The 22,418-nt window shown below is 67.5% G+C and carries 22 protein-coding genes; 13 read left to right on the plus strand and 9 right to left on the minus strand.

Annotated features, from left to right (window positions below; all coding sequences use genetic code 11):
- The first annotated feature begins 3 nt into the window (after positions 1-3).
- Positions 4-1,623 carry an exodeoxyribonuclease VII large subunit gene (gene xseA, locus V5F78_RS06300; protein WP_394069209.1) on the plus strand — a complete coding sequence of 540 codons (1,620 nt, stop codon included), beginning with the start codon at positions 4-6 and terminating at the stop codon, positions 1,621-1,623.
- A gap of 80 nt (positions 1,624-1,703) precedes the next feature.
- Positions 1,704-1,931, plus strand: a complete 228-nt coding sequence (locus V5F78_RS06305) for a DUF2093 domain-containing protein (protein ID WP_348845273.1) — start codon at positions 1,704-1,706, stop codon at positions 1,929-1,931.
- Here V5F78_RS06305 and lpxK read toward each other — a convergent pair.
- From lpxK to V5F78_RS06340, 7 genes are all read right to left on the minus strand, one after another.
- The gene (lpxK, locus tag V5F78_RS06310) at positions 1,903-3,015 is read right to left on the minus strand and encodes a tetraacyldisaccharide 4'-kinase (protein ID WP_394069211.1); all 1,113 of its coding nucleotides are present in this window, start codon (positions 3,013-3,015) and stop codon (positions 1,903-1,905) included. The two genes, V5F78_RS06305 and lpxK, sit on opposite strands and share 29 nt — an antisense overlap.
- Positions 3,015-4,307, minus strand: coding sequence for a 3-deoxy-D-manno-octulosonic acid transferase (locus V5F78_RS06315; protein WP_394069213.1), 1,293 nt, complete (start codon positions 4,305-4,307; stop codon positions 3,015-3,017). The genes lpxK and V5F78_RS06315 overlap by 1 nt, the downstream gene beginning before the upstream one ends.
- Positions 4,304-5,008: a lysophospholipid acyltransferase family protein gene (locus tag V5F78_RS06320; RefSeq protein ID WP_394069214.1), complete on the minus strand. Its 705-nt coding sequence runs from the start codon at positions 5,006-5,008 to the stop codon at positions 4,304-4,306. The genes V5F78_RS06315 and V5F78_RS06320 overlap by 4 nt, the downstream gene beginning before the upstream one ends.
- A 189-nt stretch (positions 5,009-5,197) precedes the next feature.
- On the minus strand, positions 5,198-5,446 hold the full coding sequence (locus V5F78_RS06325) for a DUF4170 domain-containing protein (protein ID WP_394043842.1): 249 nt from the start codon (positions 5,444-5,446) through the stop codon (positions 5,198-5,200).
- A 27-nt stretch (positions 5,447-5,473) separates the two neighbouring features.
- Positions 5,474-6,313, minus strand: coding sequence for a 3'(2'),5'-bisphosphate nucleotidase CysQ (locus V5F78_RS06330; RefSeq protein ID WP_394069216.1), 840 nt, complete (start codon positions 6,311-6,313; stop codon positions 5,474-5,476).
- A 138-nt stretch (positions 6,314-6,451) separates the two neighbouring features.
- The gene (gene ubiA, locus V5F78_RS06335; RefSeq protein ID WP_394069218.1) at positions 6,452-7,420 is read right to left on the minus strand and encodes a 4-hydroxybenzoate octaprenyltransferase; all 969 of its coding nucleotides are present in this window, start codon (positions 7,418-7,420) and stop codon (positions 6,452-6,454) included.
- 10 nt (positions 7,421-7,430) lie between these two features.
- Positions 7,431-7,928, minus strand: a complete 498-nt coding sequence (locus V5F78_RS06340) for a hypothetical protein (protein ID WP_394069219.1) — start codon at positions 7,926-7,928, stop codon at positions 7,431-7,433.
- Positions 7,929-8,333: 405 nt separating this feature from the next.
- Here V5F78_RS06340 and V5F78_RS06345 point away from each other — a divergent pair, with 405 nt between their 5' ends.
- From V5F78_RS06345 to ilvC, 3 genes are all read left to right on the plus strand, one after another.
- Positions 8,334-10,094: an acetolactate synthase 3 large subunit gene (locus V5F78_RS06345; protein WP_394069221.1), complete on the plus strand. Its 1,761-nt coding sequence runs from the start codon at positions 8,334-8,336 to the stop codon at positions 10,092-10,094.
- Between the two features lie 158 nt (positions 10,095-10,252).
- On the plus strand, positions 10,253-10,768 hold the full coding sequence (gene ilvN / locus V5F78_RS06350) for an acetolactate synthase small subunit (RefSeq protein WP_348844863.1): 516 nt from the start codon (positions 10,253-10,255) through the stop codon (positions 10,766-10,768).
- A 238-nt stretch (positions 10,769-11,006) separates the two neighbouring features.
- On the plus strand, positions 11,007-12,026 hold the full coding sequence (gene ilvC, locus V5F78_RS06355) for a ketol-acid reductoisomerase (protein ID WP_394069222.1): 1,020 nt from the start codon (positions 11,007-11,009) through the stop codon (positions 12,024-12,026).
- 540 nt (positions 12,027-12,566) lie between these two features.
- Here the strand turns inward: ilvC and acuI are convergent.
- Entirely contained in the window at positions 12,567-13,559 is a 993-nt protein-coding gene (acuI, locus tag V5F78_RS06360; protein ID WP_394069224.1) for an acrylyl-CoA reductase (NADPH), read from the minus strand.
- 49 nt (positions 13,560-13,608) lie between these two features.
- Entirely contained in the window at positions 13,609-14,349 is a 741-nt protein-coding gene (locus V5F78_RS06365; protein ID WP_394069225.1) for a FadR/GntR family transcriptional regulator, read from the minus strand.
- A gap of 164 nt (positions 14,350-14,513) precedes the next feature.
- Here V5F78_RS06365 and V5F78_RS06370 point away from each other — a divergent pair, with 164 nt between their 5' ends.
- The 8 genes from V5F78_RS06370 (at position 14,514) to V5F78_RS06405 (ending at position 22,386) form a co-directional block, all read left to right on the plus strand.
- On the plus strand, positions 14,514-15,731 hold the full coding sequence (locus tag V5F78_RS06370) for an ABC transporter substrate-binding protein (protein WP_394069227.1): 1,218 nt from the start codon (positions 14,514-14,516) through the stop codon (positions 15,729-15,731).
- A 39-nt stretch (positions 15,732-15,770) separates the two neighbouring features.
- On the plus strand, positions 15,771-16,982 hold the full coding sequence (locus tag V5F78_RS06375) for an MFS transporter (RefSeq protein WP_394069229.1): 1,212 nt from the start codon (positions 15,771-15,773) through the stop codon (positions 16,980-16,982).
- A gap of 14 nt (positions 16,983-16,996) precedes the next feature.
- Positions 16,997-17,818, plus strand: a complete 822-nt coding sequence (locus V5F78_RS06380; RefSeq protein ID WP_394069231.1) for an enoyl-CoA hydratase/isomerase family protein — start codon at positions 16,997-16,999, stop codon at positions 17,816-17,818.
- On the plus strand, positions 17,815-19,215 hold the full coding sequence (locus V5F78_RS06385; RefSeq protein ID WP_394069233.1) for a class I adenylate-forming enzyme family protein: 1,401 nt from the start codon (positions 17,815-17,817) through the stop codon (positions 19,213-19,215). Before V5F78_RS06380 ends, V5F78_RS06385 begins: the two co-directional genes overlap by 4 nt.
- A gap of 379 nt (positions 19,216-19,594) precedes the next feature.
- Complete coding sequence (locus tag V5F78_RS06390; RefSeq protein ID WP_394069235.1) at positions 19,595-19,843, plus strand: sulfurtransferase TusA family protein; 249 nt, start codon at positions 19,595-19,597, stop codon at positions 19,841-19,843.
- 24 nt (positions 19,844-19,867) lie between these two features.
- Positions 19,868-20,230, plus strand: coding sequence for a DsrE family protein (locus V5F78_RS06395; protein ID WP_394069236.1), 363 nt, complete (start codon positions 19,868-19,870; stop codon positions 20,228-20,230).
- Positions 20,231-20,252: 22 nt separating this feature from the next.
- Entirely contained in the window at positions 20,253-20,792 is a 540-nt protein-coding gene (locus V5F78_RS06400; RefSeq protein WP_394069237.1) for a hypothetical protein, read from the plus strand.
- A gap of 13 nt (positions 20,793-20,805) precedes the next feature.
- Positions 20,806-22,386, plus strand: a complete 1,581-nt coding sequence (locus tag V5F78_RS06405) for a hypothetical protein (RefSeq protein WP_394069239.1) — start codon at positions 20,806-20,808, stop codon at positions 22,384-22,386.
- Positions 22,387-22,418: the final 32 nt, after the last annotated feature.

The following is a 22,418-nucleotide window of genomic DNA, read 5'->3' on the forward strand; positions in this document are numbered from 1 at the left end:
TCGATGGTCCAACTGCCCGAACCCCATGCCAACGCTCCCGAATGGAGCGTTTCGGAACTCTCCGCCGCGCTCCGCCGCACGGTGGAGGAGGCCTATGGCCATGTCCGCGTGCGGGGTGAAATTTCCGGTTACCGCGGGCCGCATTCCTCCGGCCACGCCTATTTCTCGCTGAAGGACGAGGGCGCCCGACTCGATGCCGTGGTCTGGAAAGGCAATTTCGCCCGCCTCAAGCTGCGGCCGGAAGAGGGGCTGGAGGTGATCGCCATCGGGCGCCTCACCACCTATCCGGGCAAGTCGGGCTATCAGATCATCATCGAATCCCTGGAATTCGCCGGGGCCGGCGCCATCATGGCGATGCTGGAGGAGCGCAAGCGACGCCTCGCGGCGGAAGGCCTGTTCGATCCCGCGCGCAAGGCGCTGCTACCCTATCTGCCGAACGTCATCGGCATCGTCACCTCGCCCACCGGCGCCGTCATCCGCGACATTCTTCACCGCCTCGCGGATCGTTTCCCGCGCCGGGTCGTGGTGTGGCCGGTGCGGGTGCAGGGCGACACCTGCGCGGCCGAGGTGTCCGCCGCCATCCGTGGCTTCAACGCCCTGCCTCACAACGGGCCGGTGCCGCGGCCGGACGTGATCATCGTCGCGCGCGGGGGCGGCTCGCTGGAAGACCTGCTGGGCTTTTCCGAGGAAGCGGTGGTGCGCGCCGCCGCCGAAAGCGAAATTCCCCTGGTCTCCGCGGTCGGCCATGAGACCGACGTGACGCTGATTGATTTTGCCGCCGACGTACGCGCGCCGACCCCCACTGCCGCCGCCGAAATGGTGGTGCCGGTGCGGGCGGATCTGCTGGTGGCGGTGGAAGGGCTGGGTGGCCGGCTCATGGCCGCGCCCTTGCGCCTGCTGGAGCGCCGGCGCGGCGAATTGCGCAGCCTGGCGCGCCTGCTGCCTTCCGCCGACGCACTTTTGGCAATTCCCCGCCAGCGGCTCGATGCGGCATCCGGCCGCCTGCCGCGCGCCTTGCGGGCGAATGCATTGGCCCATCGTATCCAGTTCCAGAAGGCAAGTGCGCGCCTGTCGCCATCTGCCCTGAAGACCCGGCTGGAGCGCGCGCGGGAGCGCTCGGCCACTCTCGGCACCAATCTGGAGCGCTGCCTGCGGCGGGCGGTGGAGCGCAAGCGCGAGCGCTTTTCCGCCATCGGAGCCGGGCTCGATGCGGCCCGCCGCGCGCAGCGGGTCCACATCGCCCGCAATCGCGATCGGCTGGAAGGGCTCGGCGATCGCGCGACCCGGGCGGCGCGCATCCTGCTGCGCGAGCGGCAGCGCCAGCTTTCGAGCGCCGCGCAGGTGCTAGAGGCTTTGTCCTATCAGGGCGTGCTCCGGCGCGGCTTCGCTTTGGTGCGCGATGCGCAGGGCGTGGCCGTGCGCACTGCCGGGGCGGTCGCACCCGGCGCGGCGCTGGAATTGGAGTTCGCCGACGGGCGTGTGGGAGCCGTGGCCAACGGGGCCGGCCTTGCTCCCGTTCCGCCTTCGGGCGGGCAGTCCATCGCCCCGCCCGCGCGGGCCAAGCCGGCGCGGACGCGCAGCGGCGAGAAGGCCAAATCCCAGCCGGGCCTGTTCGACCTCTGACAATGGATGCAACTGCCCTTTCGGTCGGCGCCGGTTGGGCTTATGTTGTTCCGGCTAGATGAGGCCTTGTTTCAATCGTGATGAACAGATTCGAGCGTTTTCCCGAAGGCAATGGCGAAGCCGAGCTGCGCTATCTGGATGGCGAATTCCGCATTGTGCGCCCCGGCACCTTCGTGCGCTGCGCCGTGACCGGCCAAGGGATCGCGCTTGACGAGTTGCGCTATTGGAGCGTCGACCTGCAGGAAGCCTATGCCGACCCGCAGGCGGTGCTGACGCGCGTCAATCAGCTCCGCCGCCAGCAGGGCTGAGCCGGCGCGCCGCGCGCGTCTCTGCCAGCGTGATAAGCGCCGCGAACCCGCGCGCTTCCTCCGTCTCTGCCTCTGCCTCCCGCGCCTTGACGCCATCGGCCTTGACGCCATGGGCCTTGGTGCTTGCTGCGTCCTCAAGCTCCAGCCCCACGCGCAGAATCTGGACATGCGCCCGCACGTCCGCGAACTCCGGTGCCTCAAGGCGCGCGGCATCCTTCGCGGTCGTCACCAGGCTGAGGCCGCCGGCGCGCGCGTCGCGGTGCAAGGCGGACAATTCGGCGGGCGTATAGGGGTGATGATCGGGAAACGCCCGGCATTCGGCCACGTCGAGACCGAGGTCACGCAGGGTCTGGAAGAATTTCCCCGGCCGCCCGATGCCGGCGAAGGCGAGAATGCGCCGTCCGGCGAGCGCGGCGGCGTCGCCTGCGTCCGCCACCAGGTGTCCGCGTAGCACATTGACCTGCAACGCGGCCCGCGCGGCCACCGCCGCGCCGGCCGCGCCCGCACCGATGATAAGCAGGCCATCCGCCCGCGCCGCCTGACCGGGGAAGGGCGCGCGCAGCGGCCCCGCCGGCAGGACATGCCCGTTGCCGAGCCCGGCCGCGCCATCCACCACCAGCAGAGCGGCGTCCTTGTGGAGGGACGGGTTCTGAAAGCCGTCATCCATCACGATGTGCGAGGCGCCCCGTGCCACGGCGAGCCGCGCGCCCGCCACCCGGTCGCGCGCGACAATCGTTGGCGCGGCCTGGGCGAGGAGCAAGGCTTCATCGCCCACCGCCGCCGCATCGTGGCGGGCCGGATCCACCAACAGAGGCCCCGCCTCGCGCCCGCCATGGCCGCGCAGCAGGGCGAAGGGCGTCGCGCCGCGCGCCTTCATCTGCGCGAGCAGCGCCAAGGCGGTCGGCGTCTTGCCCGCGCCGCCAACGGTGGGATTGCCGATGCAGATCACCGGCACGCCCAGTTCGGCGCCCGGCTTCGCCATCCGCCGCAAGGTGATGGCGCCGACGATCCAGCCGATGGGCGCGAGCAGCCGGCCGGGCAGGGTGTGCGGGTGCGACCAGAAGGCGGGCGCCCGGGCGAACATCAGCGCGCGAGGCGAATATGCAGGAGATACGGCTCTATGGCCGAGAGCGTGCGGTCCAGCGCGCCGCCGAGCATGTCCACCGTCTGGCGGGCGGCGGCGGCGGTCTGCGCATGCAGATGGCCGTCGAACAGCAAAGCGGACACGCACTGGGCGATGTCGCCGTCATTCTGCACCAAGGCGGCGCCGTGGCGCTCGTCGAGCCGGGCGTAGATGGAGCCGAAATTCCACACATGGGGCCCGTGCAGTGCCACGGCGCCGAGCTTGGCGGGCTCGATTGGGTTCTGCCCGCCATGGCGCACCAGCGAGCCACCCATGAACACCACTGGGGCGAGGCGATAGAACAGGCCGAGTTCGCCGATGGTGTCGGCGACATAAATTTCGGTCCCGCCGTCCGGCAGATAGCCTTCGCTGCGCTGCACCGCCGCCAGGTGCGCGGCTTCCGCGAGCGCGCGCACGTCCGCGCCCCGTTCGGGATGGCGCGGGGCGATGATGGTGAGCAGGTCCGGAATTTCCTGCGCCAGCCGCTGGTGGGCAGCAAGCACGATCTCTTCCTCTCCCGGATGGGTGGAGGCCGCGAGGAAAATCGGCCGGTTGCCGCATTCCTCGCTCATGCGGTCGAGCGCCTTGGCATCGGCGGGCGGGGCGGGGGCGTCGAACTTCAGATTTCCCACCACTTCCACGCGCGGCGCGCCCAGCGCCCTGAAGCGCGCGGCATCGTCGCGGCTCTGGGCGAGGCACAGGTCGACCCGCGAGAGCAGCGCGCGCGCGCTCCTCGGCAGATGGGCCCAGCGCTCCGCCGAACGGCGCGACAAGCGTCCGTTCACCAGCACCAGGGGCGTGTTGCGGCGGCCAAGCTCGCTCATGAGGTTCGGCCACAATTCCGATTCCGCCAGCAGCACCAGGTCGGGCTTCCAATGGTCCAGGAACCGGCCGACGAAGCGGTGGGCGTCCAGCGGCATGAACTGGTGGATCACCGAGGGGTGCGCGCGCCGGGCCGCGATGCGGCTGGAGGTCAGCGTCCCGGAGGTGAGCAGGATGCCGTAGCCGCGCCCGGCCAGCCGCTCGATCAGCGGCAGGACGCAGACGATCTCGCCCACGCTCGCGCCATGCACCCAGATCAGCGGGCCACGCGGGCGGGGGGCGCTTGCGACGCCGCGGCGTTCCGCCAGCCGCGCGGGATCTTCCTTGCCCTTGCGCACGCGATAGCCGAGCCATGCGGGCGTGAGCAGCGCCGCCGCCGATGTGACGCCCCGGTAGAGGCGCAGGGGAACCGGCAAGCGGATGCCCTTCATGCCGGCGCCCCCTGTGGGCGGCCGACCATGGCCTCGGCGCGGGCGGTGATGGTTTCGAGGCTGAGCTGCAATTGGGCACGCGCCGCCTGCATGCCGGCCTCGTCCACATCGCGATCGACGAAGATCGGATCGCCGACCACCGCCGCGCCGCGCCCGAACGGCAGGTTGAGGCTGGCCTTGTCCCAGCTTTTCAGCGTGATGCGATTGGCGGTCGCCATGGCGATGGGCAGGATCGGCCGGCCGGAATGGCGCGCGATGGTGATCACGCCCAGGCCCGCCCGGCGGGCGATCTTCGGGACGTCGGCGGTCATGGCCACGTTGATGCCCTCCCGCAGGGTCTCGATCATGGCATAGGTGGCCGAGACGCCGCCCTTGCGATGGAAATCCCCCGGCGAGGTCGCCCCCGAGCCGCGAATGGTGCCGACCCCGAGCCGTTCCGCGGCGATGGCGTTGATCTCCGCGTCCGCGTGGCGGGAAATCAGCACCTTGGCCTTGTGGTGCGGCTTCATGATGAAGGGGGTCAGGAAATGCTGGCCGTGCCAGAAAGTCATGATCAGCGGCAGGTGCGCGTCGATGCGCTCGTAGATGTCCGCTGGCTCGACGTCGAAACGCGTGGTCCGCGCCACCAGCGCGAAATAGGACGCGAAGGTCGTGCCGGCGGCGATCTGGAAGCCACGGTTCGTGCGAAGACGGCGCCACATGCTCAAAAAGCGTCCTGCTCCTTGCGTGGGCACGGTTCCGAAAGGGGGAACGCGAACACACCCACATCCCCACGGGGGGCCTATTTGGACGGAGGGGAAGTAATACCCTCATGATACCGCCAAACACAAGCTTGGCGGCGGTTCCACCGGCTGCGACCCTGCACGGGTGCGCAGCCGGAAGGCTTTGGGCTAGTGGCCCGGGGTGTGGGTGTCCGGGTCCAGCAGGCGATGCATGTGCACCACGAAATAACGCACCAGGGCATTGTCCACGGTCTGCTGGGCCTTCGCGCGCCACGCGGCGGCGGCGCTCGCGTAGTCGGGATAGATGCCGACAATGTCAACCTTCGACAGATCCTTGAACTCGACCCCGTCGAGCTCCTTCAACTCGCCCCCAAAAACCAGGTGCAGCAATTGTTTCGGTTCGGAAGAGGTGGTCATGGTGTCAACGTTCCCCAGCGGTGACGGTCAGAAGATGGCCCCGAACTCGCGTTGCGCGAGCGCGAGGGTGTGGGCGTGAAGCAGGGGTCCCGCGCACACCAGAGGACGGTGAAGCGGGACGGGTGCGTTATAGATCGGCGCGGTGCCGTCGAGCCCGGTCAGCAGCCCGCCCGCCTCGTGCACGATCAGGTCCGCGGCCGCGATGTCCCAGTCGGCGCTGTTGCCATGGGCGAGGGCGATATCCAGCTCGCCGGTGGCGATGCGCGCCAGCCGCAGCGCCAGCGAGCGCAGGCGCGGCGGGCGGGTCACGCGGGTGTGCCGCGCGACACGGTCCAATATGGAAGCGGGGCCCGCGACCACGGAGCCATCCACGGCGACGCGCGCCCCGGCGGCGATCGCCGCCCCGTTGCGGGTCGCGCCGCCGCCGAGGGAGGCGACGAACAATTCGTCCGAGACCGGCGCGAACAGGGCGCCGGCGATCGGGCGGCCGTTCTCCACCAGGGCTGCCGAGACCACCCAGTCCGCTCCGCCGGCCATGAAGCCGCGCGTGCCGTCGATGGGATCGACCACCCACACCCGGCGGGCGCCGAGACGTTCGGAGGAATCGGCGCTTTCCTCAGAGAGCCAGCCGTAATCGTTGGCCAGCGCGCTCAGCCGCTCGCGCAGGAAGCGGTCGACGGCGATGTCGGCCTCGGTGACCGGGGAGTCGTTGTCCTTGGTCCAGCTGGTGACGCCGTTGCGGAACATGGCGAGCGCAATCGCGCCGGCCGCCGCGACGGCGTCGGCGAGATGGCGGGCCGCAATCGCGGGCACCTCGATCGCCGGTTCGGAAGCTCCGGTCGCGGTCGGGGGATCAAGCAGGCTCATGGCGCAGGCAATAGGCGGAGGCGCCTGTCGGCGCAAGCGAAGATCGCCCCGTCCCGGGGGGAATTCGGCGCTGCGGCCGCATTCTGCGTGCGGTGCACAATGAGGTGATGCCGCCCGCGCGGTCACGGGCCGGAGCGCTCAGAGCAGGCCGAGCGCCACCGCATGCTGGAGCGCGGCATCGAGCGCGAGACCGGCGAACAGAACGAGGCCCGCGTCGCGGTTGGATTTGAACAGGGCGAGACAGCGGTCGGGGTCGTCGATGTCCAGCCGCTTCACCTGGATGAAGAGATAGCCCGCAAAAACCGCCAGCCCCAAGGTGGCGAACAGGCCGGCCTGGGCGGAGGCCAGGGCCATGGCGAACAGGATCAGGGTGGCGCCATAGGACAATGCGAGCGCGATCCAGCTGCGGCGGCCGAACAGGAGCGCGGTGGAGCGCACGCCGACGATGGCGTCGTCCTCGCGGTCCTGGTGGGCATAAATGGTGTCATAGCCGAACACCCAGCACACCGAGCCGGCGAACAGCAGGAGCGCGGGATCCTCGATGCTGCGGAACACGCTCGCCCAGCCCATCAGCGCGCCCCAGGAAAAGGCGATGCCAAGGGCCAGCTGGGGCACCGAGGTGATGCGCTTCATCAGCGGATAGATGGCGACCACCCCGAGCGAGGCGATGCCGGTGATTACTGCGAAGCGCGGCAGGGAGAGCAGCACCGCGAAGCCGACGAGGCACTGGAAGATCAGGAAGGCGAACGCGGCGGGCAGGCCGATCTGGCCCGAGGCCAGCGGGCGGTTGCGGGTGCGCGCGACCTTGCGGTCGATGTCCCGGTCGAGAATGTCGTTCCAGGTGCAGCCGGCCCCGCGCATCGCCACCGAGCCGACGGCGAACAGCGCCAGCAGCTTGGGATCGGGATAGGGCTGCCCGGCCGCGATGGCGGCGAGCGCCGTGGACCACCAGCAGGGAAGAACCAGCAGCCAGCTGCCGATGGGACGGTCCGCACGCGCGAGGCGCAGATAGGGACGGATCGGAGCGGGGGCGTAGCGATCCACCCAATTGTTGACGGGCGCATCGGCGACCGGCGCCACCGCCCCGTCTCCCCCCCAGCTGGTCATCGGGCGACCCTCACTTGCCGAGGGCGTTGCCGCTCAAAGTATCGAAGATGCCGCCGCCCTTTGAGCTCTGGCCGGGAACATATCCGGTGGTGACGCCCAGCGCGCTGGAAATGGAGCCCTGCGGCGGCGGCTTGACGCCCGCGGCATCGCCGCCGGCGGCGCCGGAGGCCGCTGCGGCGCAGATTTTGTCGCGCAAGGCGGCGGTCTTGGTGTTGTTCGCCTTCGCGGAGTTCACGGCCTGTTCGGGGATCTGGCACCAGTCCTTATTGTCCGCGAGATATTTGGCGAGCTTGCCTTCCACCGCCGTATAGGTGCGGAACAGGCCGCACAATTCCTGCGGCGGCGCCTTGCGCTTGCCGGCGGCCTGGAGCGCCTGGCCCTTCTCTTCCATCTCCTGGCGCAGAGCGGTGAAGTCGGTCTGGCAGTCCGCGCGCGCAACGCCGGCTCCCGTCAGGAACAGGGCGAAGGTGATCGCCGACAGGCGCGCGCATTTGGTGTTCAAGAGCATGAGGTCTTCCGCAGCGTCCGCTGATCCAGCTTTTCCCCCTTATATTGCCACGAAAGATTGGGCAATATCGGGGCGAAGCGCGGACAATGGCGTTTCCTTGCGCGCGCGTCACAAAAAAGTGGCAGGGCGCCTTGACGGAGATTTCGTGCGCGGCTAGGTTCGCGCAACTTTTGGAAGGCTATGTGCAGTCATGCGCAAGATCGTTACCATCCTTGTATGCAGGAGCGCCACCGGCGGAGCAGCTTGAACGCTGCTTCGGGGTCTGGTGGCGCGTGACGAGGGGCCTTCGGGCCCCTTCGTCGTTTCTGGGCCGCCGTGCGGATCGGGTGTCCGGCGCGCGGCGGGTGGATGAAGAACAAAAGCGCGCGAATGCCTCTTGGGCACGGGCGCAGAGGAGTGGATGAGATGAGCAGGGAAATGACGGGCGCCGAAATGGTCATGCAGGCGCTGGCCGACCAGGGTGTCGACCATCTGTTCGGCTATCCCGGCGGCGCCGTGCTGCCGATCTATGACGCGCTGTTCCAGCAGAACCAGGTGGAGCATATCCTGGTGCGGCACGAGCAGGCGGCGGTGCATTCGGCTGAGGGCTATGCCCGCTCGTCCGGCAAGGTCGGCGTGGTGCTGGTCACCTCCGGCCCCGGCGCCACCAATGCGGTCACCGGCCTCACCGACGCGCTGATGGATTCGATCCCCATCGTCTGCATCACCGGGCAGGTGCCGACCCATCTGATCGGCAATGACGCGTTCCAGGAATGCGACACGGTCGGCATCACGCGCCCCTGCACCAAGCATAATTATCTCGTCCGCGACGTGAACGACCTCGCGCGCGTGCTGCACGAAGCCTTCTACGTGGCGCAGAACGGGCGGCCCGGCCCGGTGGTCGTCGATATTCCCAAGGACGTGCAGTTCGCCACCGGCACCTATGTCGGCCGCGAGAACATCCAGCATAAGACCTACCGGCCGAAGCTCGTCGGCGATGCCGACAAGATCGCCGCGGCGGTGGAGATGATCGCCGGCGCCAAGCGGCCGGTCTTCTATACAGGCGGCGGCGTGATCAATTCCGGCCCGCAGGCGAGCCGGGCGCTGCGCGAGCTGGGGCGCCTCACGGGCGTGCCGGTCACCTCGACCCTGATGGGCCTCGGCGCGTTTCCGGCGGCGAGCCGGCAATGGCTCGGCATGCTGGGCATGCACGGCACCTACGAAGCCAACATGGCCATGCACGGCTGCGACGTGATGGTGTGCATCGGCGCGCGCTTCGACGACCGGATCACCGGGCGGCTGGATGCCTTCTCGCCCAATTCCAAGAAGATCCACATCGACATCGACCCCTCGTCCATCAACAAGAACGTCAAGGTCGACCTGCCGATCGTCGGCGACTGCACCAAGGTGCTGGAGGCGCTGGTCGCCGAGTGGAAGGCGAAGGACAAGCAGATCGAGCGCGACGCGCTGGACCTGTGGTGGAAGCAGATCGACCGCTGGCGCGGGCGCAACAGCCTCGCCTATCGCCAGGGTGCGGACATCATCAAGCCGCAATACGCCATCGAGCGGCTTTATGAGGCCACCAAGGACAAGGACGTCTACATTTCCACCGAGGTGGGCCAGCACCAGATGTGGGCGGCGCAATTCTTCCGCTTCGAGGAGCCGAACCGCTGGATGACCTCCGGCGGCCTCGGCACCATGGGCTACGGCCTGCCCGCCGCGATCGGCGCGCAGATCGCCCATCCCGGCGCCTTGTGCGTGGATATTGCGGGCGAAGCCTCGATCCTGATGAACATGCAGGAAATGTCCACGGCGGTGCAGTTCGAGCTGCCGGTGAAGATCTTCATCCTGAACAACCGCTACATGGGCATGGTGCGCCAGTGGCAGGAGCTGCTGCACGGCGGGCGCTACGCCCATTCCTATTCGGAAGCCCTGCCGGACTTCGTGAAGCTGGCGGAAGCCTATGGCGGCGTCGGCATCCGCTGCGACAAGCCGGCCGATCTGGATGCGGCAATCGCCGAGATGATCGACATCAAGCGCCCGGTGATCTTCGACTGCATCGTGGACCAGCAGGAGAACTGCTTCCCCATGATCCCGTCGGGCCGCGCCCATAACGAGATGATCCTCGGCGACATGGCGGTGGATCTCGACGATGCCATCACCGACGAGGGCAAGATGCTGGTGTGAGGGCTTCGGTCCACCGACCCGTTACCCCCTCTCCCGCGTGCGGGGGAGGGGGCAGACGCACCCTCATCCCATCCCGCCTTTTCCGGCCTTTGGCCTGCCCCCTCCCTGACCCTCCCCCGCAAGCGGGAGAGGGGACTCGCCTGATCAGAGACACCCAAATGTCCCATCCTCCCGAACGCATCGAACGCCATACCTTGTCCGTCCTGGTGGACAACGAGCCGGGCGTGCTCGCCCGCGTGATCGGCCTGTTTTCCGGCCGCGGCTATAATATCGACAGTCTCACCGTGTCCGAGGTGAGCCACGAGGGCCATCTCTCGCGCATCACCATCGTCACCACCGGCACGCCCATGGTGATCGAGCAGATCCGCAACCAGCTGGACCGCCTCGTGCCGGTGCACCGGGTGCGCGACCTCACCGTGGAAGCCACCTCCATCGAGCGCGAGCTGGCCATGGTGAAGGTGCGCGGCACCGGGGACGCCCGCAGCGAGGCGCTGCGCATCGCCGAAGCCTTCCGCGCCCGCGTGATCGACGCCACCACCGAGAGCTTCGTGTTCGAGATCACCGGCAAGTCCGACAAGATCGACCAGTTCGCGGTGCTGATGACGCCGCTCGGACTGGTCGAGGTGTCGCGCACCGGCATCGTCGCCATTTCCCGCGGACCTGAGGCCATGTGAGGTGGCGCGCCCGCCGCAGGGCTGGGCGCGCGGCCATGCGAGGCCGCGCTTGCGCTGATGCGAGGGGCTGGGATACCTGAGGGCCGAAAAGAAAGCCGTCGAATGGTGTGAGGGGTCTGCGCGCCGCCGCAAGCCAGGTCGCGCCGGCCCTTCGTCCATTACGGCCCGTCTCGATGGTGGGTCCCGCCTTCCGCCTTGAGTAACGAACAATCCAAGAAACGCCCAACAGGAGAGAATGATGCGCGTTTATTATGATCGTGACGCCGACCTGAACCTCATCAAGGGGAAGAAGGTTGCCGTCGTCGGCTATGGCAGCCAGGGCCATGCCCATGCGCTGAACATGCGCGATTCCGGCGTCAAGGATGTCGTGGTCGCGCTGCGCCCCGGTTCCGCCACCGCCAAGAAGGCCGAGGCCGAAGGCTTCAAGGTGATGTCGCCCGCCGACGCCGCCAAATGGGCCGATGTGGTGATGATGCTCACCCCCGACGAGCTGCAGGCCGACATCTATAAGGAAAGCCTGCACGACAACATGAAGACCGGCGCGGCGCTGCTGTTCGCCCACGGCCTCAACATCCACTTCAACCTGATCGAGGCCCGCAAGGATCTCGACGTGCTGATGATCGCCCCCAAGGGCCCCGGCCACACCGTACGCTCGGAATACCAGCGCGGCGGCGGCGTGCCGACCTTGATCGCCATCGCCCAGGATTCCTCGGGCAATGCCCATGACCTCGGCCTTTCCTATGCCTCCGCCATCGGCGGCGGCCGCGCCGGCATCATCGAGACCACCTTCAAGGAAGAGTGCGAGACCGACCTGTTCGGCGAGCAGGTGGTGCTCTGCGGCGGCCTCGTGGAGCTGATCCGCGCCGGCTTCGAAACCCTGGTCGAGGCGGGCTATGCCCCCGAAATGGCCTATTTCGAGTGCCTGCACGAAGTGAAGCTGATCGTCGACCTCATCTATGAGGGCGGCATCGCCAATATGAACTACTCCATCTCGAACACCGCCGAATATGGCGAATACGTCACCGGCCCGCGCATCATCACGCCCGAGACCAAGGCCGAGATGAAGCGCGTTCTGGCCGACATCCAGGGCGGCAAGTTCACCCGCGACTGGATGCTGGAGAACAAGGTCAGCCAGACCTCGTTCAAGGCCACCCGCGCCAAGGCCAATGCCCATCAGATCGAGGAAGTCGGCGAGAAGCTGCGCGCCATGATGCCCTGGATCAAGGCCAAGGCCCTGGTGGACAAGACCAAGAACTGAGCCATTCCGCTTCCAGCGGTTCGCGAGGCCCCGGCGTGTCCGGGGCCTTTTTCTTTGCCGATTATATACTCCGCGCACCACGCGTGAATCGGACAGCCTTATCCATCATCAAGTTGGGGAAGGCGTGACCGATTCTTTGAACGTATCGTCGGGAAAGGGGACGGGATCTGATCGCGCCGCTGATCCCCGAAGCGCAGGCGGGCCGGCGCCCTAGGAAGGCTGCGTCGCGGGAGCTGGTGAACGCCATCTTCTATTTCCTGCGGGCCGGCTGGGCTGGCCGCGCGGCTGGCGGCGTAGCACGCCGATCGCCACCGCCGCAGGGGAGCGGCGTTCGAAGCCTTGAAAGCGGCTGTGAGTTCAGGAAGCGGAAGGGATATTGCGGCGGCGACCCCGATGGGGCCGAGCAATTCGCCCGCACCCACAGCGCCAGCTCAGAGGAAATCCTGGTGCGGCATCTGCGGGAACAAGAAGAGGCCCTCGCCGAAGGGGGTAACGGAACCGCGTTGAGACGCGGTTCCAATTGACCGATCGGCGCGCCGTTCAGCTGTGCGTCTTCACCACGGTGCGCCCGCGCACCTGCCCCTTGAGGATGTCGTCCGCCAGCGTCGGCAGGTCGTCCAGCGTGGCCTCGCTGGTCAGGGAGGCCATGTCGGCCTCGGTCAGCTCGCTGGCGATCCGGGCCCAGGCCTCTTCCCGCCGCGCCTTGGGGCAGTTGACGGAATCGACCCCCAGCAGGGCGACGCCCCGCAGGATGAAGGGGAACACGCTCGAGGGCAGGTCTGCTCCCCCGGCGAGGCCGCAGGCCGCAACGGCGCCGTCATAGGCGCTCGATGCCAGAATGTTTGCGAGCACGTTTCCACCGACGGTATCGACCGCGCCGTTCCAGCGCTCCGCCTGCAGCGGTTTGCCCGCCGCCTGATAGTCCGCCCGGTCGACGATCTCATGGGCGCCGAGAGACTTGAGGAAAGCCTCCTCGCTGCGCCGTCCGGTGAGGGCGAAGACGCGATAGCCGCGGCGCGACAGCAGGCGCACGGCAACGCTGCCCACCCCTCCGGCGGCACCGCTGACGATGACGTCGCCGCCCGCCTTGATGCCGTGCTTTTCGAGCGCAAGGACGCACAGCATCGCGGTCAGGCCGGCGGTGCCCACGGACATGGCGTGGCGGGTTGAGATTGCATCGGGCAGCTTCACCAGCCACTCGCTTTTCACGCGCGCCCGCTCCGCAAAGCCGCCCGACCAGTTTTCGCCCACGCCCCAGCCGGTCAGCACCACACGGTCGCCGGGGGCGAATGCGCTGCTTTCGCTCGACCGAACCGTGCCGGAGAAATCAATGCCTGGCACCATTGGATACGCGCGTAGAATGCGGTTTTGCCCTTTCAGGGCGAGGCCGTCCTTATAGTTGAAGGACGAATATTCGACATCAACGGTCACGTCCGCTGCCGGAAGTTCAGCTTCGGTGATTTGCTCAAGGGCGATCGCCTGCCCGGTGTCGGTCTTGCGAGCCATGAGAGCGCGGAACGTATCGCCAGCCATGAGCGGCTCCTCCAGATGATGTGGTGCGGATTTGCGCAGGAGGCTTCGGCTAGCGCGTCTTCTCGGCGCGCAATTCCATAACCTTCGCGTATTGGGCGCGGATATACTGCATGAGGCCGCCCAGCGCCTCGACGGCGGCATCCCCATTGTGGGCCTCGAGGGCCTTCAGGATGCGTTCGTGATGGGCGACGATATCGCGCCGGTCGCGGACGCGAAAAATGATCATGTTGCTGACGGGCATCAGCGTCTCGACCATCGCGTTCATCATGAAGCGGAGCAGGGCGTTGCCGGCGGCATCCACCACCGCGCGGTGGAAGCGCACGTCCGAGGCGCAGAAGTCCTGATCACTGATGGCGCTGTTGTTCTGGATTGCGAGCTCGGCCCGTAGCGCATTGAGGTGATCTTCGGTGCGGTTGCCAGCGGCGAGGCGGCAGCAGATCGCTTCCATCTCCATGCGGGCGACCGCCATTTCCTCCAGTGTCACGCCGTCGGTCGCCATCAGCAGCGTGACCGACGTGCCGAGGCTCTGGCTGAGTTCCTCGGGCGAGGGGCCCGCGACGAAATTTCCACCCGTAGGACCCCGGCGTGAGCGGATGAGATGGCGCGCGGCGAGCCGCTTGAGCGCTTCGCGCACGGTCGGTCGCGAGACACCGAACCGACTCGCGAGTTCCTCCTCGGTCGGCAGGCGTTCGTCCATCTTCAGGCGCCCGTCCAGAATGGCCTTCTGGATCTGGTCGGCGATCTGGCTCGCGGCGCTGGTGGTGACGATCGTGCCGTAGGTGGCTTCCATGACCTCAGAATCCGCTGTGTCGGGAGATCCGTTCCACCAGACCTCATCGGTAAAATCAACTCTTAAATTATTTGTTTGACAAATAGCGAATGTCATCCCGTCATAAGTCACGGCCGCCAGAGCCGCGCAAAGATCCATCAAGGAAACGACTTAAGGAGAGGGACATGCGCATCAGCATCCTCGCGACCGCGTTCATTTCGGTCGCAACAACGGCTTTCGCAGCGGATTTGCCTGTGTTCCGAGTGGGGGTTCTCAACGACCAGTCCGGCCTTTATGCCGACATCGCGGGCCCCGGCGCCGTGGTCGCGGCGCAGATGGCGGTGGAGGACTTCAAGCCCGAGACCCACGGCTTCAAGGTCGAGATCGTCGCCGCCGACCACCAGAACAAAGCAGACGTGGGCGCCGCCATCGCCCGGCGCTGGTACGACCAGGAGAATGTCGACGTGGTGGTCGACGTACCGACCTCCTCGGTGGCCCTCGCCGTCGCCCAGATCGCGCGAGAGAAGAACAAGGTGCTGCTCGTCACCAGCGCCGGCACGTCCGATCTGACAGGAAAGGCCTGTACGCCAAACACCGTGCACTGGACCTACGACACGTGGGCTCTCGCCAACGGCACCGCCCGGGCCGTGACGTCGCAGGGTGGCAAGAGCTGGTTTTTCATCACCGCGGATTATGCCTTCGGCCATGCGCTGGAACGCGACGCGGCGGATATCGTGAACGCCAGTGGCGGCAAGGTGCTCGGCCATGTGCTGGCGCCGTTCCAGACCACCGATTTCTCTTCGTTCCTGCTCCAGGCGCAGGGCAGCAAGGCCCAGGTGATCGCCCTGGCGAGTTCCGGCGGCGATACCATCACCACCGTGAAACAGGCGGGTGAATTCGGCATCACCCAGGCGGGGCAGAAGCTGGTGGCGCTGCTCGCCTTTATTTCCGACATCCATGCCATCGGATTGAAGACCGCCCAGGGCCTGATGCTCACGAGTGCCTTCTATTGGGATCTCAACGACGGCACCCGCGCCTTCGGCAAAACGCTGGCGGCACGCAATGCCGGCAAGTATCCGACCATGAACCAGGCCGGCACCTATGGCGCCCTGCTGCATTGGATGAAGGCCGTTTCGGCGATGGAAAAGGACAAGGCACACGACGGTGCCGCCGTGGTTGCCAAGATGAAGGAGATTCCCACCGATGATCCGCTGTTCGGCAAGGGGAAGATCCGCGAGGACGGCCGCACCATTCACGACATGTACCTGTTCCAGGTAAAGTCGCCGGAAGAGTCCAAGGCGCCCTATGATTATTACAAGCTCGTTGCGACCATTCCCGGGGATGAAGCCTTCCGGCCCATGTCGCAAAATCCCTGCGCCTTCGTAAAGAAGGCCTCGAACTGACGGACCGGCGGCGTGCGATATTCACTGACTTCGCGCGCCGTGTCCGGCGCTCACACCAAGACCATCTCGCTGACGATCCTGGTCTTCAGCGAGGTGGCGGCCATGTCGGCGTGGTTCGCCACCACGGCCTCGCTGTCCGCAATCCGGGAGCACTGGACGCTGACGCCCTTCCACGAGGCGCTTCTGACGAGTTCGGTCCAGGCTGGTTTCGTGGCGGGCACGCTCATCAGCGCCATCCTGTCCCTGGCTGACCGGGTCGATCTGCGACGGCTGTTCGCCGCATCGGCCTTCATCGCCTTCCTCGCAAATGTGGCGATCCTTGCATTCGAACCCACGTCGCCGATGGTGCCGGTGCTGCGTTTCATCACCGGCATGTGCATGGCCGGTGTCTATCCGGTCGGCATGAAGATCGCCTCCACTTGGGCAAAGGGGGATCTCGGCCTCCTGATCGGTTTGCTGGTGGCCGCTCTTACCCTCGGGTCGGCCTCGCCCCACGCCATCGGCGCACTCGGTGGGCTCGACTGGCGCCTGCCGGTGGTCGGGGCCGCAACTGGGGCGCTCGCGGCGGCCGTGCTGATCAATTTCGCGGCCCTTGGACCGAACCTTGCCAAAGCACCCCCGCTGCGCTTCGACAGTGCGCTGAAGGCCTTCCGCATGCGGGCGGTCAGGCTCGCCAATTTCGGTTACTTCGGCCACATGTGGGAATTGTACGCCATGTGGTCCTGGATCGGCGTCTTCTTCGCCGCCAGCTTTGCCGCGCGCTACGGCGCCGCGCCTCCCTTCGATCCGCGTTATGGCGCCTTTGCCGTGATCGCAGCCGGCGCGCTGGGCGCCCTGATCGGCGGCTGGTGCGCGGACCGACTCGGTCGCACCACCGTCACCATGGGCTCCATGGTCCTCAGCGGGTGCTGCGCCGTGCTGATCGGCTTCAGTTTCGGCGGGCCGGCCGTGGTGACGCTCGCGATCGCCCTGGTGTGGGGGGTCACGGTGATCTCGGATTCCGCGCAATTCTCCGCCGCGGTGGCGGAATTGAGCGAGCGCGGGCTCATCGGCACCATGCTGACCGTGCAGACCTGCGTCGGCTTCCTGTTGACGCTCGTGACCATCCACCTCATTCCCTATGTCGTGGCCCTGGTGGGGTGGCAGTTCGCCTTTGCGGTGCTGGCGATCGGCCCCTTTTTCGGCGTGCTGGCGATGGCGCGCCTGCGTCGTCTTCCCGAGGCCGCCGCCATGGCCGGCGGCAACCGCTGATCGAAGAGGAGCAGATGGAATTCTCGACCCTCAAATACGAGACGTTCGACGGCGTGTGCCGCATCACGCTCAGCCGGCCCGAGCGCACCAACGCTCTGAACCAGACGATGCTGGGCGAGATCTGCACCGCCATGGACTCGGCCGAGGCCGATGATGCGGTGCGCGCCATCATCGTGCGCGGAGAAGGCAAGGCCTTCTCCTCCGGCTTCGACCTCAAGGAGCAGATGGAGCGGCAGCCGAGCGGGGTTGCCCAGTGGCGCCCGCTGCTGCGGAAGGATTTCGACACGGTGATGCGCTTTTGGCGCTCGCCCAAGCCCACCATCGCGTCGGTGCGCGGGCCCTGCCTTGCCGGCGCGTGCGAGCTGGCGCTCGCGTGCGACATCACCATTGCCGCAGAGGATGCGTTCTTCGGCGAGCCAGAGCTTAAGTTCGGCGCCGGCATCGTGGTGATGATCCTGCCCTGGCTGGTCGGCCCCAAGGTGGCCAAGGAGATCATCCTGACCGGCGCCGACCGGATCAGCGCCAGCCGCGCGCGCGAAATCGGCATGATCAACAGCGTGGTTCCAGATTCCGATGTGGACGCCGAGGCATTGCGCCTTGCGACCCACATCGCTGCGATTGATCCCGACCTCGTCAAGCAGACCAAGCGCGCCCTGAACCGTGCCATCGAGGCCCAGGGCATGCTGGAGGCGCTGGAGAGCGCGCTTGATATCGACCTTGCCATCGAGGGCGCCGGTTCTCCCGACAAGATCCAGTTCATGGATATCGCGCGGCGGGACGGGCTCAAGGCGGCGCTGGTCTGGCGTGACGGGCGTTTCCCAAAGGTGCCGCAATGACGGCCGCACTCGCCGGTCTGCTGGAAGAGGCCCTCGCCTCCTATCCGCATGAGATCGAAAGCACGGACGGCACCGCCGCCCCGGCTGACGTGGTCGCCGCCGCCCGCCGGCTCGCCGAGACGCTGCGGGACAGGGGCCTTTCGCCCAACGAACCGGTGCTGGTGCAGGTGGCGAACCGCCCTGGCGACATCGCCGCCTTTCTCGGCGTGTGGCAGGCGGGCGGCGTCGCCGTGCCGCTCCACGCCCTCGCCGCGCCATCCACGGTCGAGGCGGTGCAGGCGCAGAGCGCGGCGCGCTTTTGTGTCGAGTGCGAAACCCTCACGCAGATCGCATCTCTCGCCCCGCCCGCCCGCCCGCTGCTTGAGGGAGCGGCGCTGGTTATCTTCACCTCGGGCTCGACCGGAACGCCGAAGGGCGTGGTGATCGGCCATGATGCGTTTGCCGGCAAGCTCGACGTGCTTGACCGCATGCTGCGGCTTCGACCGGACGACACGGTGCAACTGCCGCTTCAGCTCATCTTCATCTTCGGCTTGTGGGCGCTGCTTCTCGCGCTGCGCAGCAAGGCGCGTCTGATCCTGGTCGGCAAGTTTACGGCCGACACCGTGATCGGCCTCATGCCCCGCACCACCGTGTTCGTCGGCGTGCCGTCCATGATGCGCGCCATCTTCGCCCGCCCGGCGGTGGCTGCCGACGGGCTGCGGATCGTGCTGACGGGCGGGGAGGCGCTGGGTCTCCCGCTTTCCGAAGCCCTGAGCGCCGCATATCCCAGGGCAGGGGTGTTCGATCTCTATGGACTCACCGAGACCGGTTCCTGCGATTTCTGCCTCGCTCCGCGCGATGCCCTCACCGGGGCGGGCACGATCGGGCGACCGACAGAGAATGTGGACATCCGTCTTGGTGCCTGCGCCCAGGCGGTCGACGAAGGCTGCGGCGAACTGCTGATCCGCACGCCTTATGGCATGCTCGGCTATCTCGATAATGCGCAGCTCACCGCCGCCGCCTTTGAGGACGGCTTCTTCCGCACCGGCGATCTCGCCCGCGTTCGGCCGGACGGGCTCGTCGCCATTGTCGGCCGACTGAAGGACATCATCTCGCGGGGGGGCAACAAGATCGCGCCGGCGGAGATCGACCTGCTGCTGGCGCGACACCCCGACGTCGCGGCGGCGCTGTGTTGCGGGGTCCCCGACCCGCGCCTTGGCGAGACGGTCCACGCGGCGGTGGTGTTGCGGGACGGTGCCTGCGCGGACGCGGAGGACCTGCGGGCGTGGGTCGCAGCGCGCACCGAGCGGTTCAAGGTACCGGATGCGATCCATATCGTCGCCGCCCTCCCGGTCGGACCAACCGGCAAGGCGCTGCGGGCCGGCGTCGCTCTACTTGCCGCGGTCGGCGCCCCCTGATCCCCAGGGCGCCGCGATCCCGGCGTCCGCCTCGATCACCCGGGCCGGGGCGGTGTTGCCGCGCCCGGACCATATCGTTTCCCCGTGGGGGAGAGGTGGGGAACGGGAGACGGGGCCTGCCGCTCCCCCATGTCAGCGAGCAGGCGCCGCGCCCGGCCGGGCGCGCGGCGCGGCGAAGGGCCTTGACGGCGCCCGGCGCCCTGTTACCTTCCCTGTCGAGTGGTCTCCTTCCGCAACGCTATGCCCCGTGAGGGCTGGCTCCTGCCGTGAAATCCGCAGGGCGTCGACGACCGGACACCGCTCCTCTTCCCAATCCATAGGTCCATCGGCCCGAAACGGCGGCTAACGCCGTTCGCAGGCCGTTGCGTGAGGAATACGCATGGGCGGGAACGCATCGCACGAGGCGGTGGAGAGCTTTGACGCCGGCCACATGGGCTGCGGCGAACTGGTGATGCTGCTGCGCATCCGCCTCAAGGCCATGCCCGGCCGGGTGCTGGAGGTGATCGCCCACGATACCGGCGCGCCGGAGGACCTGCCGGCCTGGTGCCGCATGACCCGCAACGAATTGATCCGCCACGATCCGCAGACCCACAGCTTCCTGATCCGGTCGCGGCTGGACTGGAGCTGAACCCAACCCAAGGAGTGAGCCCGCATGCCCGGCAAGTTCGTCATTTCCATCAGCTGCGCCAAGAACGACACCGACAAGGCGACGGTCGGCTTCGTCATCGCCAATGCCGCCGTGGCCTCCGACAAGGAGACCGTGGTGTTCCTCTCCATCGAGGGCACGCGGCTGTCGCAGAAGGGCTATGCCGACGACATCCACGAGGAGGGCTTCGCCCCCCTGAAGGAGTTGATGACCAATTTCGCGGCAGCCGGCGGCACCATCTATGTGTGCTCGCCGTGCTTCAAGAAGCGCGCGCTCGACGAGACGGCCCTGGTGGACGGGGCGAAGATCGTCGGCGGCGCCAAGCTCGTCGAATTCATGAGCGAAGGCGCGCCTTCCATCAGCTACTGAGCGAAACCGGGAGGCCGTGACGATGATTCCGATCCGGATGATGCTGGCCGTTTTCCTCGTCGCGGCGCTCGGCTATGTCGGCGCCTCGTTTGCGCTGTTCAAGATGCCGGCGAGCGCGCAGGCGGCCGAGGAATGCGGCTTCCTGCCCGAGGAATACGTGTCGCAGGGCACACTCACCTATGAGCGCTCGCAGGCCTTCCTCGTGAGCTTCCAGCGCAAGCAGGAATATTTCACCGCCGCCACCATCGGCCTCGCGGCGGCCTTCGCGGCCTTCGCCCTGCGGGTGGGGCGGCGGGGTGGGGCCGGGGCCGCCGGCCTTGCCGCCGGGGGCGGCCTCCTCGCCGTCTCGGCCCTGTGTATCGGTTGCCTCGCCCCGGCGCTCTCGGTGGTGGGCATCGGCATCGCCGGCAGTTTCCTCGTCGGGGTGCCGAAATGGCTCTTGTTCCTCAACACATTGCTGCTGACCGGCTGGGGGACCTTGTTCCTGGCGCGCCGCGCCAGTGCCTGTCCGCTGCCCGGCGCTCGCGCCGTCCCGACCTGCGAGCCGCAGGCCCACGCCTGAAGGGAGAACGCCCGTGAAACAGGTCCTGATCGCCTTCGCTTCCGCCGCGCTGCTCGCCGGTCCCGCCGTGGCGGCCGATTATTCGACCATCCTGACGCCGGCCAAGCCGGGCTGGCCGCTCGCCCACCCCATCGCCACCAGCGAAATCGCGCCGCCGCCCTTCTCTCTGCCCTCGGAGCGCGGCGTGAACCCGGCCTATGTGCCCGGCCTTCCCGGCCTGCCGCAGGGCCGCGCCGTGACCGACGATTTCGGCCGCAAGCCACTGAAATATGACGCGGTCTTCATTCGTAAGAGCCGGGTCGAGAACGGCGAGGTGGTGATCCCGCCCGGTGGCTTGGCTTTCATGGAAGACACCTGGGGCGGCGAGGTGGCGTTGCGCGGCGAGCAGGTGCCGGTGCTCGGCCGCCTGCCCACCTATGTCGATTACGACATGACGATCGAGGTGAAGGAGAACGTCACCATCCCCGCCGGCGGCAGCGTGGTGGTGGGCGGGCAGGTCTATAATTATTACGCCACCGTCGGCCATGAGAAGATGGCCAACCATTCGCTGCATGTGCGCACCATCGCCGGCACCGACTGGGAATGGGCGTTCGGCGCGCCGGAATTGTCGAGCACCGAGACCGGCTGGTGGGGCAATCGCTTCGCGCAGCTCTACAACCAGGGGCAGGCGCGCGAAATCTCCGGGCAGAAGCTGGTGTTCGACTGGATTTCCGGTGTCCGCATGGACCGCATCCTGCTCGCCGAGGACAAGGTGTTCGCCGGCCTTGCCGGGGCCGGCGAGAGCTGGCCGGTGGGTGATCGCAAGGTGCGGGTGGCGGCGGTGGACGCTGCCGCCGGCACGGTGACACTGGAGCTGCTGGAGGGCGGCACGGTCAAGGGATCGAAGACCCTCGGCCCGGTCAAGGCGGACCTGCTGATCGAGGACACCACCGCCCGCAAGGCGCTGGTGTTCGAGGACGGCGACATGGTGGCCTTCCTCTCGCCCTGGCCCAATGCCTTCGAGGGCGACAAGGCCAATCTGAAGGTCTACGGCAAGGCATTCAGCCTTTCCTACGGCACCGATTACGCCCGCGATCCGCGCTTCGCGGTCTATCCGGTGGGCTGCCCCACCGGGCACAATTTCGGCTTCCTGCTGGTCAACAAGAGCGAGATCCGGCTGAAGCCCGGCACCTCGGTCGATGGCCCCGAGGGCTATTTCAAGATCGCGGTGGACCGGATCGCGGGCGATGCCGTCACCGCCTGGCATGTGGAAGACGCCCAGGGCAACCGCTCGATCAATCTCGGCGGCCCGCAGGTCGCCAATGTCGATCTGGTGCTCGGGCAGGGGCGGGTGGCCGGACAGGCGATCCTGAAGGACGTGGGCCGCGCCATGCTCACCCGCTCTTACGCCACCGCCGCCCGGCTGGAGACCGCCGCATTGCCCGCCGACCAGAAGACGCAGGCGGCGGCCGCGCCCCCCGTCGCCGCGTCTGCGGCCGCGCAGCCGCACGTCGTCGAAGCCGGAATCTCGCCCGCGCTCGCAATCGCCGTCGGCATCCTCGCCATTGGCGCGGGCGCGGTCGGCTACGAGGTCGGGCGGCGCCGCAAGGCGTGAGCGCCGTGCCCGCCCATCAGCTGAGGATCGCG

This window comes from Roseixanthobacter glucoisosaccharinicivorans (genome assembly GCF_043195095.2).
In the GTDB taxonomy this organism is placed as follows: Bacteria; Pseudomonadota; Alphaproteobacteria; order Rhizobiales; family Xanthobacteraceae; genus NCEH01.

Coding starts and splice junctions, on each gene's coding strand:
- xseA (WP_394069209.1), top strand. CDS start 4: ATGGTCCAACTGCCCGAACCCCATGCCAACGCTCCCGAATGGAGCGTT.
- V5F78_RS06305 (WP_348845273.1), top strand. CDS start 1,704: ATGAACAGATTCGAGCGTTTTCCCGAAGGCAATGGCGAAGCCGAGCTG.
- lpxK (WP_394069211.1), bottom strand. CDS start 3,015: ATGTTCGCCCGGGCGCCCGCCTTCTGGTCGCACCCGCACACCCTGCCC.
- V5F78_RS06315 (WP_394069213.1), bottom strand. CDS start 4,307: ATGAAGGGCATCCGCTTGCCGGTTCCCCTGCGCCTCTACCGGGGCGTC.
- V5F78_RS06320 (WP_394069214.1), bottom strand. CDS start 5,008: ATGTGGCGCCGTCTTCGCACGAACCGTGGCTTCCAGATCGCCGCCGGC.
- V5F78_RS06325 (WP_394043842.1), bottom strand. CDS start 5,446: ATGACCACCTCTTCCGAACCGAAACAATTGCTGCACCTGGTTTTTGGG.
- V5F78_RS06330 (WP_394069216.1), bottom strand. CDS start 6,313: ATGAGCCTGCTTGATCCCCCGACCGCGACCGGAGCTTCCGAACCGGCG.
- ubiA (WP_394069218.1), bottom strand. CDS start 7,420: ATGACCAGCTGGGGGGGAGACGGGGCGGTGGCGCCGGTCGCCGATGCG.
- V5F78_RS06340 (WP_394069219.1), bottom strand. CDS start 7,928: ATGCTCTTGAACACCAAATGCGCGCGCCTGTCGGCGATCACCTTCGCC.
- V5F78_RS06345 (WP_394069221.1), top strand. CDS start 8,334: ATGAGCAGGGAAATGACGGGCGCCGAAATGGTCATGCAGGCGCTGGCC.
- ilvN (WP_348844863.1), top strand. CDS start 10,253: ATGTCCCATCCTCCCGAACGCATCGAACGCCATACCTTGTCCGTCCTG.
- ilvC (WP_394069222.1), top strand. CDS start 11,007: ATGCGCGTTTATTATGATCGTGACGCCGACCTGAACCTCATCAAGGGG.
- acuI (WP_394069224.1), bottom strand. CDS start 13,559: ATGGCTGGCGATACGTTCCGCGCTCTCATGGCTCGCAAGACCGACACC.
- V5F78_RS06365 (WP_394069225.1), bottom strand. CDS start 14,349: ATGGAAGCCACCTACGGCACGATCGTCACCACCAGCGCCGCGAGCCAG.
- V5F78_RS06370 (WP_394069227.1), top strand. CDS start 14,514: ATGCGCATCAGCATCCTCGCGACCGCGTTCATTTCGGTCGCAACAACG.
- V5F78_RS06380 (WP_394069231.1), top strand. CDS start 16,997: ATGGAATTCTCGACCCTCAAATACGAGACGTTCGACGGCGTGTGCCGC.
- V5F78_RS06385 (WP_394069233.1), top strand. CDS start 17,815: ATGACGGCCGCACTCGCCGGTCTGCTGGAAGAGGCCCTCGCCTCCTAT.
- V5F78_RS06390 (WP_394069235.1), top strand. CDS start 19,595: ATGGGCGGGAACGCATCGCACGAGGCGGTGGAGAGCTTTGACGCCGGC.
- V5F78_RS06395 (WP_394069236.1), top strand. CDS start 19,868: ATGCCCGGCAAGTTCGTCATTTCCATCAGCTGCGCCAAGAACGACACC.
- V5F78_RS06400 (WP_394069237.1), top strand. CDS start 20,253: ATGATTCCGATCCGGATGATGCTGGCCGTTTTCCTCGTCGCGGCGCTC.